The organism is Microcoleus sp. Pol14D4 (assembly GCF_036701245.1).
Taxonomy (GTDB): Bacteria; Cyanobacteriota; Cyanobacteriia; order Cyanobacteriales; family Microcoleaceae; genus Microcoleus.
Genome location: NZ_JAUBQM010000003.1, coordinates 90650 through 106057, shown reverse-complemented (window position 1 = coordinate 106057; position 15408 = coordinate 90650). Strand labels below are relative to the sequence as shown.

At 45.1% G+C, this 15408-nt stretch carries 12 protein-coding genes; 6 read left to right on the top strand and 6 right to left on the bottom strand.

Annotation, left to right across the window (positions count from 1 at the left end; genetic code table 11):
* The first annotated feature begins 178 nt into the window (after positions 1–178).
* Positions 179–1948, top strand: a complete 1770-nt coding sequence (locus tag QUA33_RS02790; protein ID WP_333146294.1) for a hypothetical protein — start codon at positions 179–181, stop codon at positions 1946–1948.
* Between the two features lie 112 nt (positions 1949–2060).
* Here the strand turns inward: QUA33_RS02790 and gloA are convergent, their stop codons facing one another.
* From gloA to QUA33_RS02770, 4 genes are all read right to left on the bottom strand, one after another.
* A complete protein-coding gene (gloA, locus tag QUA33_RS02785; RefSeq protein ID WP_333146292.1) occupies positions 2061–2489 on the bottom strand; it encodes a lactoylglutathione lyase in 429 nt (142 codons plus the stop codon).
* A 110-nt stretch (positions 2490–2599) separates the two neighbouring features.
* On the bottom strand, positions 2600–3112 hold the full coding sequence (locus QUA33_RS02780) for a cupredoxin domain-containing protein (RefSeq protein ID WP_333146290.1): 513 nt from the start codon (positions 3110–3112) through the stop codon (positions 2600–2602).
* Between the two features lie 19 nt (positions 3113–3131).
* Positions 3132–5387, bottom strand: a complete 2256-nt coding sequence (locus QUA33_RS02775) for a heavy metal translocating P-type ATPase (protein WP_333146288.1) — start codon at positions 5385–5387, stop codon at positions 3132–3134.
* A 36-nt stretch (positions 5388–5423) separates the two neighbouring features.
* Entirely contained in the window at positions 5424–5618 is a 195-nt protein-coding gene (locus QUA33_RS02770) for a heavy-metal-associated domain-containing protein (protein ID WP_333146286.1), read from the bottom strand.
* 322 nt (positions 5619–5940) lie between these two features.
* Between QUA33_RS02770 and QUA33_RS02765 the strand changes: the two genes are divergently transcribed.
* From QUA33_RS02765 to QUA33_RS02745, 5 genes are all read left to right on the top strand, one after another.
* Complete coding sequence (locus QUA33_RS02765) at positions 5941–6663, top strand: DUF305 domain-containing protein (protein ID WP_333146284.1); 723 nt, start codon at positions 5941–5943, stop codon at positions 6661–6663.
* Positions 6664–7011: 348 nt separating this feature from the next.
* A complete protein-coding gene (locus QUA33_RS02760; protein WP_333135785.1) occupies positions 7012–7209 on the top strand; it encodes a hypothetical protein in 198 nt (65 codons plus the stop codon).
* Between the two features lie 202 nt (positions 7210–7411).
* Entirely contained in the window at positions 7412–9355 is a 1944-nt protein-coding gene (locus tag QUA33_RS02755) for an efflux RND transporter periplasmic adaptor subunit (RefSeq protein WP_333146282.1), read from the top strand.
* A 243-nt stretch (positions 9356–9598) separates the two neighbouring features.
* Positions 9599–12712 (top strand): efflux RND transporter permease subunit, encoded by a 3114-nt coding sequence (locus tag QUA33_RS02750; RefSeq protein ID WP_333146280.1) that lies wholly within the window; start codon positions 9599–9601, stop codon positions 12710–12712.
* A 39-nt stretch (positions 12713–12751) separates the two neighbouring features.
* Positions 12752–13231 carry a hypothetical protein gene (locus QUA33_RS02745; protein ID WP_333146278.1) on the top strand — a complete coding sequence of 160 codons (480 nt, stop codon included), beginning with the start codon at positions 12752–12754 and terminating at the stop codon, positions 13229–13231.
* 113 nt (positions 13232–13344) lie between these two features.
* Here QUA33_RS02745 and QUA33_RS02740 read toward each other — a convergent pair whose 3' ends face one another.
* Both QUA33_RS02740 and QUA33_RS02735 read right to left on the bottom strand, forming a co-directional pair.
* Positions 13345–14289 carry an FTR1 family protein gene (locus QUA33_RS02740; RefSeq protein ID WP_333146276.1) on the bottom strand — a complete coding sequence of 315 codons (945 nt, stop codon included), beginning with the start codon at positions 14287–14289 and terminating at the stop codon, positions 13345–13347.
* Positions 14290–14376: 87 nt separating this feature from the next.
* A complete protein-coding gene (locus QUA33_RS02735; protein WP_333146274.1) occupies positions 14377–15405 on the bottom strand; it encodes a helix-hairpin-helix domain-containing protein in 1029 nt (342 codons plus the stop codon).
* Between the last annotated feature and the right edge of the window lie 3 nt (positions 15406–15408).

Genomic DNA, 15408 nt, shown 5'->3' with positions numbered 1-15408 from the left:
TCAACCAGGTTTATAAGAAAAATCTGGGGTTTAGTCAGGAGAAATTTACTGGTGAAACCGGGTTTATAACTGCCTATGCCTCCAGGACTAATATTGACAAAAAGCAGCAGTAAATGTAATGCTGAATTTAGCATCAAACAACGGCGTCCATATCTAGTAATTGTCCTGGGGACAAATTATGACGAGCAATATGTGGAAACTCGATCGCCCTAGCATCCCTGAGCCAATGGAATGCAGTGGTACAGCACTAATCATCGCTCTCACTAAATATACTCAACCTTGGCAAAGAGCAAACACAGTTGAACGAACTTTGCAACATTGCGGGATCGAGCCTTTTGCTGAAGTTTTGGGCGTACAGAACAGCGGAATATTAAGGGCTAATATACCGGAATCGCTCAGAAAACCACATCCGAATTTGCTGTTTCGCGCTTTGGCAATTCAGGCATTTGGGAAGATGCGAGAGGGGCTGATATCAAGTGAGATAGCGGCTAGAGCCACTGATTTTAGCAAAAATCTGCTGGCGGCGTTAGAAGTGGAAGCGCGAGGGGGATCGACTCCTTTAATTCGCTGGTCTGCGGCTGTTAGTATTAAGTCAATTTGCTTGGATGAAGCACGGCAAGGCAAGGAAGGTGCTGTCAATATCACCATCAATGCAGAGGAAATTGAGCGGCGGGTTGTAGAAGAGCAAATTAAAGTGTTAACAAGCAACAAATTTGCTTTGGGCGACAGCAGCAGAAATGACAGCAGTAAGGAATATGAGAATTGTCTCGATTTTTGGGTGTACGGGCCGAGCTGGCTGCTGCCGAGCCTGTCAATGGATTGCGAAGAATATCTGTTTTGGATCGAGCGAGTATTTGCTGCGATCGCAGTTACGAGTCCGTACAAATTGAGTGCCGAAAACGATGCAGCGGTAACAAACTTTTGGGAAGTTGCCGAAAATAATTTTAATGACTGGGAATTCTCCAAAATACTTGCCAAAATTTTTGAGTTCCTGCACCACCCGGAAGCGAGAGTAAAAAATCTAGCTGCTATTATTTTAGAACCGTACAAAGACAAGCTAGACCGAAAAGCGGCGCAGATTATGACAGCGATCGTATATAAATTTAATGTAAAGTATCAGCCCTTAGAATGTCTGACTATTCCCGAAATTGAGGAGTACAAAGCGTCACTGTATCGAGGTAAAAGGGAAATTGACGAGATGTATAGTCAGGCTTTGTCGCTGTGCGGCGATCGGGATGTCGAACTCGCAAGTTTCTTGTCATCTAAACAAAATAAATACCAAAATACTCTAGACGAGCATATCAACAATCTCAGCAAGTTAGTTAAATCAATCATATATTGCCAGAGTTTGTTAGATGCTAATAGGGAGCTTTTGTATTTGACTATAGAGCGGCTAGAAAAATGGGATTACACCCTCGACAATAAACTGGCTGCCCATCGCAAACAACTCACAAACCTGAGCTTAGACAAAAACACCTCCGAGCAGTGCATCAACCTAGACAATGAACTTAATTATATCAGAGACGCTTTGCAGTATACTTTGTATGAAATCACCTCAAATATTAACAGCAAAATTAGAGAGTTAGAACTTTCTGTGTCCAAAAATAACAAGACTGCAACAGATATGTTTAAGTGGACGTGGGTATTATTCGGGGTGTGGTTTTCAGTAGGGCTGCTTTTATATTTATCTGATGTAGTAATTAACTCGATATCCACTGTGAGCTACCAAAGCGAATTTCTAGTTTATTGGACTATTTTTTTTAGTGTGATGGTGGTATTTTTGTTAGTATTAGCTGTATTCTTTTCGGGGTTCGCTGCTTTAGACCAGCGCCGAGAATCTAAATTAATTCCTAAATTTGATAGTTTAAGTCAAATAGGCAGCAGTTTTGCTATTTTGTGGCAAAAGAGTTACTTGCAGCAGTTTGTACCGTCGGTGCGATCGCATTAAAAATGTTGAAAACTTCCTAAATCCCCTCAGTAGGGTGCGTCAGAGAAAGAGTTTCAACCTAACTCAAAAAGTTTGTTTCTGACGCACCCTACCAGGACTAGGAGGACGATCTCTAAGATGCGGTTGCCGCACTTACTTTCTGGGTGTTGCTACCTTGATTTGCCAGTTGAATTAATTCAACCTTATATCCATCTGGGTCTTGTACAAAAGCGATGACTGTTGAACCGTGCTTCATCGGGCCGGGTTCGCGACTAACTTTACCGCCGCGAGCTTTAATTTCTTCGCAAGTACCGTAAATGTCGTCAACGCCGATCGCAATATGACCGTAAGCATCCCCCAAATTGTACTCTGTGACGCCCCAGTTGTATGTTAATTCCAAAACTGTAGTGTCTGATTCGTCGCCGTAGCCCACAAAAGCCAGAGTAAATTTACCGTCTGGATAGTCCTTTTTTCGTAGCAATTTCATGCCCAGAACCTCGGTGTAAAATTTGAGGGACTCTTCCAGGTTGCCGACTCGGAGCATCGTGTGTAGTAGTTGCATTTAGCTCACTCCAAATTTCTTAAGCTTTCATCTATTTTAGCGATTTCTTGCTGAAAAAACTCGCGCTTCAACCGTCGCAGTTGCCGCAGGTTGATAACTGTCTATTTGATTTAGCTTTGTACTTCCACCACACCCCTAAACATATTCATGCCGCACGTAAATAGGTATCGTCCAGGTTGGTCAGGGGTGAATTCAACAGCCGTTACCTGATTTAGAGGTAATTCTCGCACAATGTGAAAATCTGGTAACAACACTTTTTCAAGACAACTATTGGGGTCGCGCCTCAAGAAATTGAGCCGGACTAATTGACCTGCTTTCACAACTACAGTGGCAGGCTCATAACCCCCGTCTACAGTAATAGTCAACTCTTGTATCCCCTGAATAGATTCAGCTTGCTGCCCTTTAGTTTTACTGAACAAAAACCACCACAATTCCCAACCAATTAATGTTAAACCCCCTATTGTGACGCCAACTTTTAAACCTAGTGGCTGTTCAATGCTGCGGAATTGAGTCGTAGAAGTAGAATGCTGGACGGACATTTCGGAAGCTTGAACTCCCGATGTCATTCCCATCACAATTCCTAAACTCGCGAGAATTCCCAAAATTTGACGATGGTGTAACATTTTTATAATTCCTCCAAATTTAGGCAATAGATTTTGGTTTAAAATTCCGCAAGCGCAAAGCATTAGTAAGTACGGAAACTGAACTAAAAGCCATTGCTGCACCGGCGATAATTGGATTTAGCAGCCAGCCAAAAATAGGGTACAAAATGCCAGCCGCGATCGGTATTCCAGCGATGTTGTAAATAAACGCAAAAAACAGATTTTCGCGGATGTTCCGCATGGTTGCACGGGAAAGTTTAATTGCTGTAACTATGCCTTGCAAATCTCCTGAAATTAAGGTTATATCGCTGGCTGCGATCGCCACATCTGTGCCGGTGCCGATCGCAATTCCCACGTCTGAAGCGGCCAAAGCCGGCGCGTCGTTAATCCCATCTCCCACCATCGCGACAATTTTTCCTCCCCGTTGCAGGGCTTGAATTTGAGCTGCTTTTTGGTCGGGTCTAACTTCGGCAAAAACGCGAGTAATGCCCACGGATTGGGCGATCGACTCCGCAGTCGCGCGGTTGTCCCCCGTCAGCATCGCTACCTCCAAACCGAGTTTTTGAAGTGCTTTCACCGCCTGCGCTGACGATGGTTTGAGAGCATCAGCAATGCCGAGAATTGCCTCTATTTGGCCTTCTACAGCCATCCAAACAACCGTTTTGCTTGCAGCTTCCAAAGCTCTGGCGCGCAGTTCCAGATATTCAGTATCGCAGCCTAGTTCCTGCATCCACCTCAGCGTTCCCAGGGCGATCGACTTTCCGCCTACAACCCCTCGAACACCACTCCCCGCGATCGCCTCAAAATCCTTAACATCCCTCAAATTTACCTCTTGAGATTGAGCGTATCTAACAACAGCTTCCCCCAAAGGATGCTCCGAATTGTGCTCGACCGACGCCGCCAATTGCAGCAATTTTAACTCATTGCTGTTCGCCGTTCCTTTAATTGTCACAAAATCAGTTACAGTCGGCTTACCTTCGGTAAGAGTTCCAGTTTTATCTAACACGATAATTTGGATTTTGTGAGCCAATTCTAAACTATCGGCTCCTTTAATTAAAATTCCGTTTTCTGCACCTTTACCAGTGCCAACCATCACAGCAGTCGGAGTCGCTAAACCCAAAGCGCAGGGACAAGCAATAATCAATACTCCCACCATTGTCACGGTCGCTAGAGTGAAGTTTCCCGTCGTGTTAAACCAGACAATAAAAGTAGCTAAAGCGACGGAAATTACTACAGGAACAAACCAACCCGTCACTTGGTCGGCTAACTTTTGAATTGGTGCTTTTGAACCCTGTGCATCCTGCACCATCTTGACAATTTGAGCTAAAAAGGTATCTTTGCCAACTCTTGTCGCCCGAAACTTGAAGCTGCCAGTTTTGTTAATTGTCGCTCCGATAACTTCGTCGCCAAGCTGCTTTTTGACAGGCAAACTTTCTCCCGTAACCATTGCTTCGTCTACAGTGGAAGAGCCTTCAATTACCTCTCCATCTACGGGGATTTGCTCTCCCGGCCGCACCTGCACAACATCGCCAATTTCCACTTGGGCGATCGGCACTTCCAACTCTTCCCCGTTGCGAACTATCCGAGCAGTTTTTGCTTGCAAACCCATGAGTTTCCGAATGGCTTCGGAAGTCTCTCCCTTCGCCCGATTTTCTAGGGTTTTCCCCAACAAAATTAAGGCAATAACGCTAGCTGCTACTTCGTAGTAAACGCTAGGAGTCAAACCTTGGGCTGTCAAGAAACCTGGGAAAAATGTCACAAATACAGAATAAAAGTAAGCAGCACTTGTACCCAAGGCAATCAGAGTATCCATTGTCGCTACACGCCGTTTTAGGGATTTCCAAGCTCCCACATAAAACGATTTGCCGCACCAAAATTGTACGGGGGATGTCAGGACTAATTGCAGCCAAAAATTGTGCAGCCATGCGGGAATAAATGGCAGGTGCAAGCCGGTCATCGCTGGAATAGCGCCCACAACTAGCAGGATGCTTATGATGCCTGCTGTCCAGAGTTTCCGCTGCAAGGTTTGAGATTCAGATTTGCGATCGGCTTGTTCGGAATCATCCTCTGTCGCCGCCATTTCTGGAAGTGGCAAAGCTTGGTATCCCGCATCATCAACCGCCGATTGAATTGTTTCTAAGTCGGTTTGCTGGGAGTCGTATTGGATGGTTGCTTGTTCCATCCCAAAATTGACATGACACTCAATTACGCCGGGAACAGATTGAATTGCTTGTTCGATAGAGGAAGCACAAGAAGCACAACTCATGCCCCGCAATTTAAGTGTGAGATTGTCCATATATGCCATCCTCAATGAGACATTTACCCTTTGTCTTTAAATAGTTGGATAGCCCGCCGATGCGATCGCTTTCCTAACTTCACTTTCCGACTTAGCGGTTTGAATCGTGACCAATTTTGTCTTGAGATCCGCCTCAACAGTTGAGGCTGAGTCAATGGCTTGGACTGCTTTTGCGATCGTAGTCGCACAAGCAGAACAAGCCATTTTAGGAACTTGTAGCTGTAAAGTCATAATTTGAACCTCAGCAGAAACTACTCTGCTCAATCAATGAATTAACTCCATTGTAAAGTCTCCTGTTAACTGGAGAGTCAAGGGTAATTGCAAAATAAATCAGGAATTATAAAAAAACTGGTTTGACACGCTACCCATAGGGGTAAGGCACGCGCTGTGCACCATAGATAATTAGATTCAAGTGAGTTCTGTAAATCTTAAATTTGAGTGCGATCGACGGCACAGCAATAATTCTTTACAAGTTCGCAGCAAAAATTTCATCCTAATTTCATTTATATATGAAAAAATGAAAATAAATGGCAGTTTTAAGGATATAAAATCTATGAAACCAATTTCATTAAAAACAGGCTTTGCAGTCCTGATATTGACCGCCGCAGCCGCTTTAACCAGCGGAGTGCTTGCAGCTTGTTCAAAAGCCCCTTCCAGCGAAACTCAAGCCCCAAATGTTACGGCTGCAACCGAAGCAAACAACAAGCAAAACGTGGCCCAAGGCGGTGGCATGAATCATGGCATGAATCATGGCATGAATCACGATATGTCAATGGATTTAGGCCCTGCCGATGCCGATTACGATTTGCGGTTTATTGATGGCATGACAGTACACCATCAAGGTGCTGTAAACATGGCTCAAGATGTGCTTAAACAATCCAAACGCCCGGAAATGAAAAAACTTGCCACTAATATAATTGCTGCTCAAAACCGCGAAATAAATCAAATGAAAGAGTGGCGAAAAACTTGGTATCCCAAAGCCAGCAGTACGCCGATGGCTTATCACGCTCCAATGGGTCACATGATGGCCATGACTCCCGAACAAATGCAAAGCATGATGATGAGCATGGATTTAGGGGCCGCTGACGACCAATTTGACTTGCGATTTATCAATGCGATGATTCCTCATCACGAAGGAGCTTTAGTGATGGCTGAAGATGCTTTGAAGAAGTCAAAACGCCCGGAAATGAAGAAATTGTCTCAAGAAATTTTGACTTCGCAAAAGCAAGAAATTGAGCAAATGAAACAGTGGCGGCAAACTTGGTATAAACAATAATTTAGCTCACCTCAATAAAAAGTGACCCAAATCGCGAAAATGAGTGACATTAATCACAGTAGCTCAAGAGTTCCGAAAATACTTGCTTTACCAAAGCAAGAAATTGAGCAAATGAAAAAGTCGCGACAACCTTGGTAGACAAAGTAATGTAGCTCGACTGTGGCTGTCAGCATTTGTCTGACTCCACCTCACTTCCCTGAGAGTACCTACACCTACTGTAGATAATTGAACCGCTCTACCTCTAAAGTAGTAGAAAGTTACGTAAGAATACTGTAGACAATTGCTCAGCCCTACATCTAAAGTAGTAGATAGGTCAGCAAAAAGCTATATACATAGAGAGGGTAGTTTATGATATTGAATACCTTGGAATTAAACAGCACTTATAAATCGAATGCAGCCGTAGATGAGCTACTGAGCGAATTGACAAAAGAAATTGCAGCGCCAGCAGAGATAAAAAAACCAGAAAAAAATCTACAGCAAAATCGCTTGTCATTAGGCGAAACTTATCTTCGTATTTTAGAATCTGGTGGGCATCTGGGCTGCTGATTCAAAATTTCATCCTAATTTCATTTGACGGTGAAATACTAGGTTGAGTAGAGCATTTCTAGCTCTCGGTCATTGCTTAGCGGTCGCTTCTTGGAAAATGCTAATAAGTAGCTTTACTTAAGTGGTATCACTTACTTACCTTGGCAAAATACCAACCGTTAAACCTGTGGCACTCAACCTGATTTCAAGGACAATGCCAACGATGATATTTCACAAATATGCTCAGTCTCCGGCAATTATTAGCAGCTTTTCTGGAATTTTGTTCAGCCTAATTTTGCTAACTTCTCCCGCCGCAGTTTTTGCCCACGCTGGCCACGGAAATGAATTTCACCAAAGCAGCGAAACACCTCAAACTCCTGCTGCTATTTCTGTCGATGCCGAAACAGCAAAACGATTAGGAATTAAAGTCTCCCCTGCCGCCCGCCAGCGACTAGATATCGGCATCAAAACCACAGGACAAATTGAAACTTTGCCCAACCAAAAAGTAGAAGTGACGGCTCCTGTTGCTGGCAAAGTAGTAGAGTTGCTGGTTGAGCCTGGGGACAAAGTATCTAAAGGTCAACCAATTGCGGTTTTATCGAGTTCAGAATTAGGACAATTGCGGGTTGAATCTCTCTCGAAACGTGCCGAAGCTGAGGCAGATTTTCAGCAAGCCGAAGGCGATCTCAAACTAGCACGAGAAAATTACGCTCGCCAACTTCAAATATCCGCAGCAGAAATCGCCCAAGCCCAAACCCAATTGACAGCGGTAACTAAGCAGTACCAGCAAGAACAAGAATTAGTAAACAAGCGTTCCGTGGTGCAAGCCGCTCAAGAAAACTATCAGCGTCAAGTTGAAATAGCGCAAGCAGAAATAGCGCGGGCAGAAACAGAATTAACTATTGCTAAAGAACAGTTCGATCGCGACAAAGAATTAGTGGCATCTGGGGCGATCGCACGGCGCACAATGCTGGAATCGCAAGCCCACTTCGCCGAAGCACAAGCCGCTGTTGCTAAGGCAAAAAGCCGTCCTGAAGTTATCAAAGCCCAAACCGAAATTAAACAAGCCGAAGTAGACCTCCCAATGCGGGAATTGCGGGAATCTCAAGGCAGAGTAGCAGACGCAAAAGCTCAACTTACCAGAGCTCTGAGCCGCCGCGAAGTCCTAGAAGCCGAGAACCAACTCAAACGCGGCAAAACTGCCGTCGAAGTCGCTCAATCGCGCATTCGCTTGGCTGACGCAGCCTATCAAGCGCGACTGCAACAATTAGGAACTGCTGCCAACGATCGAGGACTCGTTACCGTAGTTGCTCCGATTTCAGGGACGGTAGCCGATCGCGAAATCACCCCAGGAGAGTCAGTAAACGCTGAAAAACCGTTGATGAGTCTGTTAAATGACAGTCGCGTTTTTGCCACAGCCAATATTTACGAAAAAGACCTGAATCAAGTAAAAAAGGGTCAGGAAGTCAGGGTAAAAGTCGCTAATTTACCCGATCGCACTTTCAATGGAAAAATCGCCTTAATTGGGTCATCCGTGGAAGGAGAAACGCGGGTTGTGCCGGTCAAAGCAGAACTAGATAATATTAACGGCGAATTAAAGCCAGGACTGTTTGCTGAGTTGGAGATTTTAACCGACAAAACTGCCACAAATATTTTAGCAATTCCGAGTGCGGCGGTAGTGGATGTTAGCGGTAAAAAAACCGTTTACCTCCAAAATGGCAATGCTTATCAAGCTGTTGAAATTGAACTCGGTCAAACTGCGGGAGATTTAGTTGAAGTTAAGAGGGGTTTATTCGAGGGAGATTTGATAGTAACGCAGCGAGCACCTCAACTTTACGCACAATCTTTGCGGGGCGGCAGCAAGCCCTCAAAAGACGAGGCAAAGAAAGACGCAACTCCAAAGGTAACAGAGGTTAATTTTAATAATTTACCCGTGTCTTTATGGTGGGCGGGAATAGGGGGAGGAGTTGCGATCGCCTCTCTGACTTTCACAGCCGGCGTGTTGTGGGGAAATCGGCGCAAATTGCCCGCAATAGCAGCGGATTCTGGAAACAATGCCGGAAACAATAGTTTTTCCGCCTCTGCATCGGCGTTGGACAATGAATTGTTGTTACACAATAACAACCATCACGTTAAAACTCAAGAGGCAGAAGTCAATCGATTTTAGATTTTAGATTTTAGATTTTAGATTGAAGCATTGACCCCACGGATAAATTCGGGGGGCAAGTTTCATCGGATACACGTTTTTTATTTCTCCACGGATGAATCCGGGGGCTTGTATCCTGGATGCTTTCGGTCAAGAGTTTAAAGTAACAGCACGACACGGAAGTCACGGATACACGGATAGCTGTTTTTATCAATGCCCAATGCCCCATGCCCAATTCCCAATTCCCAATTCCCAAATTATTAAATGTTCAGCACAATTCTCAGATGGGTAATTAACCGTCGCTGGCTAGTCGTTATCGCCACCATTATTATTAGTCTTTGGACATTATATATCATCCCCCAAATGTCGCTTGATGTCTTCCCTCCTTTTGCGCCCCCGCAAGTGGAAATTCAGACGGAAGCACCGGGGCTCGCGCCGGAAGAAATCGAGTCTTTAGTAACACTGCCAATTGAAAGTGCAATTAACGGAACTCCTGGGGTGACAGCAGTGCGATCGTCTTCCGCTGTGGGCCTTTCTTCGGTTAAGGTAATCTTTGATTGGGGAACTGAAATTTATCAAGCGCGGCAGTTGATAACAGAACGGTTGCAGCAAGCTCAAAGCAAACTCCCGGCTGGGGTAGAAACACCGCAAATTTCTCCCACAACTTCTCCTGTGGGCACTGTTATTACCTATGCTTTTACCTCGGAAACTACTCCTTTGATGGAAGTGCGCCGTCTAGTTGATTGGCAAGTCACAAATCGGATTTTGGCAGTGACAGGCGTTGCTCAAGTGGTGGCTTACGGAGGCGAAGAAAGGCAGTATCAAGTATTAGTAGAACCTGCCAAATTGAAAGCTTTTAATGTGTCGTTGCAGCAAGTAGCTGAAGCGGCGGCTGCTGCAAATGTTAACGCGCCGGGGGGGTATTTAATTACGCCGGATCGAGAAACTTTAATCCGGGGGGTGGGGCGGATTGAGTCTGTGGAAGATTTGCAGCAATCGGCGATCGCCTCTCGCCACGGAACACCCGTCAGAATTGCTGATGTGGCTGATGTCAAAATTGGTGCTGCAATCAAGCGGGGCGATGGCAGTTTTAACGGCAAAAAAGCTGTGATTGTGATGGTAAACAGACAGCCAGTTGCTGATACTCCGACGGTAACTAAGGCGGTTGAGGCAGCAATGGCCCAGGTGCAGCAAGCTCTGCCAAAAGATATTAAAGTTACTGTGACTTTTCGACAGGAAGAATATATCAATTCCTCGGTGGAGAATGTGCGATCGGCTTTAGTTGAAGGCAGTATTATCGTCACCCTGATTCTCATCCCATTTTTGATGAATTGGCGCACTCTGGCGGTTGTTTTGCTGGATTTCTTTCTGACTTGGCTATTGGCGCTGCTGGCGATGTATTGGCTGGGGCTGGGGCTGAATACGATGACTTTGGGGGGTTTGTCGGTGGCGATCGGCACTGCGATCGACGATGCGATCGTCTATGCGGAAAATACCTACCGCAATTTGAGAGAAAATACGTCTTCTCTCGATCCGCGCCCGGTGATGGATGTGATTTTTGACGGCAGTCAAGAGGTGCGCGATTCTTTAATTGGGGCGACTGTAATTGGGATTGTGGTGTTTTCGCCCATTTTTACTTTGCCCGGTGTAGAAGGTCGAATTTTTACGCCGATGGGGATTACTTATTTGGTAGTTGTTGTAATTTCTAGTCTGGAATCGCTGTTAATATCTCCGGCCCTTTGCGCTATTTTGTTGCCTAACAAACGCATGAGTGCTGCGGAACCTTGGCTGCCGAGATTTTGCAAGAAAGTATATCATTTTTTGATAAATTTGTCAATGCGCTATTCGGGGATTATTTTAGCTTTGGCTGCTGCCAGCATGGTGGCTGCATTAATTATTTTGCCATCCTTTGGACGGGTGTTTTTGCCGGAGTTTCAGGAGCAAACTTTGGTGAATACTATTCAGCTTTATCCGGGGGTGTCTTTGGAGACAACAGATAGCGCGGCTTTTGCGATCGAAGATGCTCTTAAGGATGATAGCAGGTTTGAATACGTGCAAGTGCGATCGGGCAGAGCTCCGGGAGATGCTGATGCTGCAGGAGTCAATTTAGCTCACATCGATATCGGTTTGAGCGAGGCAGGAATGAAAAACAGGCCGAAAACTTTGGAGTCGCTGCGGCAGGAATTTGCTAGATTGCCGGGAGTTGCACCCAATATCGGCGGTTTTATTTCTCACCGGATGGATGAGGTTTTATCTGGTGTCAGAAGTCAGATTGCTGTTAAAATCTTTGGCCCTGATTTGGATCAACTTCGCAGCATCGGTGCCCAAGTTGAAGAGCAAATGAAAACAGTTGACGGAATTGTGGATTTGCAACTCGAACCGCAGGTGCCAGTGCCACAAATTCAAATTAAGTTTAACCGTCAAGCTGCGGGTAGATACGGTTTGAAAATCGGAGAGCTTTCTGAAATAATTGAGACAGCTTTGAACGGCAAAGTTGTTTCTCAAGTTTTGGAGGTGCAGCAAACTTTTGACTTAGTTGTTTGGTTGCAGCCTGAAGCCCGAAATAACTTAGAAACTATTCAGAATTTGCTGGTTGATACTCCAAGTGGCAACAAAATTCCCCTGGCCCAAGTTGCTACTGTAAAATACGGTACGGGCCCAAATACGATTAACCGCGAGAATGTTTCTCGCTTGATTGTGGCTGCGGCGAATGCTAAAGGTAGGGATTTGCGATCGGTTGTGAACGAAATTCAAGCTAAAGTCAAACGAGAGGTGCAGTTGCCTTTTGGCTATTTTATCCAGTACGGCGGTCAATTTGAAGCTGAGCAAAGAGCTTCGCAAAATATTATGATATTTAGTGCGATCGCCTTTTTGGTAATTACAGTATTGATGTACTTGTCCGTCAAGTCCCTTCCTTCAACTGCTATGATTATGATTAATTTGCCGATCGGCTTAGTGGGAGGAGTAATTGCGGTAGCTTTGACTGGCGGCATCATCTCTGTAGCTTCCCTGGTTGGCTTTGTCACATTATTCGGCGTTGCTACCCGTAACGGCTTGCTTTTAGTAGACAACTACAACTCTAAATTTGCCGAAGGACTGCCTTTTAAGGAAGCAATAATTAAAGGTTCGATGGAACGGCTCAATGCCATCCTGATGACCGCTTTAACTTCAGCTTTGGGTTTAGCACCTTTAGTATTTGAAGGCGGGGCGGGCAAGGAAATCCTCCAACCGCTGTCAGTAGTAGTTTTAGGAGGTTTATTTACTTCTACAGCACTAACTCTGTTAGTTTTGCCAGCTTTGTATGCTCAATTTGGGACATTTTTACGACCTCAAAAACCTCAGCCAGTTATTGAAGACGGTAAGGTACTTAATGTGTGATATTTTCTAATTATTGTCCGTCAACAAGGAGTCAAACCAATGAAATCGCTCAAGTCTAGCTTAGTTATTCTAGGTAGTGTCGGATTGCTGTTTTTGGGAGCTTGCAGTAAAGGCGACCAAGCAAGCGATCCAAATAACACTCCAGCCTCCCCTCCTGTCGCCTCTCAACCTGCGTCTTCTACTCCCGCCACTGCTCCTGCAACAGCAACTAAAGGGGGACAAGTTGTAAAGTCTGGAGCTTACTATTTAGAGTTTGTACCTGAAAAAGAAGCTACCGGAACTCATTTAGATGTTTTTGTGCAAAAAGGGGAGAAAAAGGAACCAGTTCCTAACGCCAAAGTGACGGCTCAAGTGCAGTTGCCGAATGGAAAGCAGCAAACCCTAGCTCTCAAGTATGATGCTGAGGACAAACATTACGCTGTGGTGTTTCCCGGCAAAGATGCAGGAAGTTATCCCGTAAAAGTGACTGCGGATATTAACGGAGAAAAAGTTGACGGTCGTTTTACCTTCAATCAATAGATAGCTAATAACTAATGCGCTCTAAGTTAGGGGCGCATTAGTTATTAGCAACAAACAACAGCCTCCTGCATTTCCACTAAAAAACCGATCGTATTTCGATCGCACTTTATTTCCTATTTCGTTGCCTGAGTTTTTTTGAGTGGGAAGAAAACTCTACCTGCCAGACTTTGGAAGTAGATGCCACCGACAGTACCTAAAAACATCAAATAGGCGATCGCCTGCACGACATAGAGCTTATCCGTGTAGCCAAACAGCGCACTCAACAACAAACCGGGAAACTTTTCTTCGGGAAGCAGTTGCGAGGTATTCCAGACCATCGGCCCGAGAATGCAAGAGTGAATTTTAGTAAATCTTTCGTAATAGAAACACAGTGCTGCTGATTCGCGATTTGTTTGCGATAAAATATTCATCGCGCTGTCAAAAATTCCCAAAGTAGATACCACTAAACCTGCTACAATAAAGAGCAATAAAATGCCCATATATTTGAAAAACAGGCGGATATTAATTTTGACTCCCCATTTAAATAGCAGGACGCCAAGTCCGGCGGCTGAGAGAATGCCCGCCAAAGCGCCGAGGGCTGGAATAATGCCTTGTTGAAACTTGGCGACGACAAACAAAACAGTTTCAAACCCTTCGCGCAAAACGGCAATAAAAACTAAACTAAATACGCCCCAACCAGCATGAGAGTTTTGCGTTAAGGCGGCACTCACAGCGCCTTCAACTTCGGCTTTCATAAATCGCGCTTGCTTGGTCATCCAAATCAGCATCCAGCTAAGCATTGCGATCGCTATCAGCCCAAAGATTCCCTCTAGCAGCGACTCCATAATCGGTGCAAAAGGCTGATTGGATGCGGACAAAATTTGAATCGTCCAGCCGAAAAGTACACCTATCAAAGCGCTGGCGATAAGTCCAACGCCAACACCACCGAAAACCCAAGGACTTAAATAACTTTGTCCTGATTTTTTGAGGCAAGCTAGAACGATTCCGACAACTAAAGCGGCTTCGACTCCTTCGCGGAGGGTAATTACAAATGTGGGCAATGCTTCGCCAAAATTCATTTTTTTATGGTGGGAATGAGAGTGGTTAATGAGCGAGGTAATTGGCAGGTTATTTACCAATTACCGCTCTCGATCAGAGTAATGTTTTTAGGATGCTGGTTTGAGAACTTTTTGGGTGTCGCTTTCGATCGTTTTAACTAGCTGGTTGACTTGTTCGGTTGTTTTTACGGGTGCTGCTGGTGCGATCGCCGTTGGCCAATTTGTCTTCAGTTCAGCCATGTTGGCAACAATTGCTTTGTCAATTTCAGGGCTGGTTTTAGCCACTTGTTCGGCGATATCTTTGTACAGCATTTCCGCGTACATGACAAAACCCCGCGAATCTTGATATTCAATAATTGCGGAAATCTTGCCGTTAGCAACTGCGGCTCCGTATTCGGAATTAGCTGTATCCAGCAAGCCGTTAATCACTTGCAGCACGAACTTCGGATCTTTTCGCTGCGTTTCGGGAAGGGCGGCAATTGCTCCATCAACTGCTTGCATAGATGTGTCAAATTCCGCCTTGACTTGAGCCGGATCTTTTGCACCCGCTTTAACTAAATCCTGCAATTTAATTAAAGTAGCCTTAAATTCAGGAATTTTACGCTCGTTTAACTGATCTTCCACATCGGCATAAATTTCTTCGACTGGATGCCCGATGTGCGGTTCTGCCTGGTCGGGTTTGCCTTGATCCAATAGTTCTTGGGCTACGAAAAGATGCCCTTTCATCAAGCCAAGTTTAGTCATGTAATCTACATCTTTGGCTTCGCCTGTCAGCACCACATTTTCAATAGTTACCAGGTCTTTAATTTGGTCGAATTGGGCTTGAGTAATGACATTTTTTGAAACCAATTCTTCGACTTTTCCGTAAGGGCGGCTGGCTTGAATTTTGTTAGAAAGTGCCGGCACTCCTAACTTGGCTTCGAGTTTATCTAACTCTGAAAGAATGGCAGTATTGATGTTGATGCCGCCCTTGCCGCCGTGATTCCCGCTGTGACCGCTTGTGGATGCGGGACTGGCTGTGGCAGCGGGTGAGGGTGTGCTGTCGGTGTTGCTAGCCGTGGGGGAAACGCAACCGGTCAGAGCAACGAGGATGGCTGTAGCAGTGACTGTAGGTAATAAACGAAAAGTTGATAACATGGC

Coding starts and splice junctions, on each gene's coding strand:
- QUA33_RS02790 (WP_333146294.1), top strand. CDS start 179: ATGACGAGCAATATGTGGAAACTCGATCGCCCTAGCATCCCTGAGCCA.
- gloA (WP_333146292.1), bottom strand. CDS start 2,489: ATGCAACTACTACACACGATGCTCCGAGTCGGCAACCTGGAAGAGTCC.
- QUA33_RS02780 (WP_333146290.1), bottom strand. CDS start 3,112: ATGTTACACCATCGTCAAATTTTGGGAATTCTCGCGAGTTTAGGAATT.
- QUA33_RS02775 (WP_333146288.1), bottom strand. CDS start 5,387: ATGGACAATCTCACACTTAAATTGCGGGGCATGAGTTGTGCTTCTTGT.
- QUA33_RS02770 (WP_333146286.1), bottom strand. CDS start 5,618: ATGACTTTACAGCTACAAGTTCCTAAAATGGCTTGTTCTGCTTGTGCG.
- QUA33_RS02765 (WP_333146284.1), top strand. CDS start 5,941: ATGAAACCAATTTCATTAAAAACAGGCTTTGCAGTCCTGATATTGACC.
- QUA33_RS02760 (WP_333135785.1), top strand. CDS start 7,012: ATGATATTGAATACCTTGGAATTAAACAGCACTTATAAATCGAATGCA.
- QUA33_RS02755 (WP_333146282.1), top strand. CDS start 7,412: ATGATATTTCACAAATATGCTCAGTCTCCGGCAATTATTAGCAGCTTT.
- QUA33_RS02750 (WP_333146280.1), top strand. CDS start 9,599: ATGTTCAGCACAATTCTCAGATGGGTAATTAACCGTCGCTGGCTAGTC.
- QUA33_RS02745 (WP_333146278.1), top strand. CDS start 12,752: ATGAAATCGCTCAAGTCTAGCTTAGTTATTCTAGGTAGTGTCGGATTG.
- QUA33_RS02740 (WP_333146276.1), bottom strand. CDS start 14,289: ATGAATTTTGGCGAAGCATTGCCCACATTTGTAATTACCCTCCGCGAA.
- QUA33_RS02735 (WP_333146274.1), bottom strand. CDS start 15,405: ATGTTATCAACTTTTCGTTTATTACCTACAGTCACTGCTACAGCCATC.